Annotated in this window: 1 protein-coding gene; it reads left to right on the top strand. The window is 75.7% G+C overall.

The features are described from left to right. Positions 1-506: helix-turn-helix domain-containing protein (locus AC1DYG_RS19300; RefSeq protein ID WP_477641472.1), on the top strand; the 506-nt coding region annotated here is incomplete at both ends.

The raw sequence follows: 506 nt of genomic DNA, 5'->3' as shown, positions 1-506 counted from the left end.
GCCGTGCTCGACGCCGCCCGCGACATGCTCGTCGAGGTGGGATACGACCAGCTCAGCCTGCGGGCGCTCGCGGCCCGGGCGGGTGTCAGCCGCGCCGCCATGGCGCGGCGGTGGGAGTCCAAGGCGCACCTGGTCCTCGACGCCGTCCTCGGCCTGGAGCCGGACCTGCGGCCGTTCGAGGGTGCGGACCGGGCCGGCTGGATCCGCTGGGTGGCCACGGGTAGTTCCGAGGTGTTCCGCAGCCCCGCGGTCCGGGCGGCGGTGCCGGCGCTCCTGGCCACGCTGCGCGACCACCAAGAACTGCGCGGGGCGGTGTGGCGGAACTTCAGCGGGCCCAGCGCCGCCATGCTGCCGCCCGCCGAGGGGTCCGGGGCCGAGGATCAGCTCGAGGCCGACGCGCTGCTGGCGCTGGGCGCGGGCGCCGCGATGTTCCTGTCGCTGATCGCGCCCGAGGTGGACACCCCGCAGATGCGGGCCAAGGTGCTCGAGATCCTGCTGTTGGCGGC

The organism is Pedococcus sp. P1_H8 (assembly GCF_056405175.1).
This window is presented reverse-complemented; position numbering and strand designations above follow the sequence as displayed.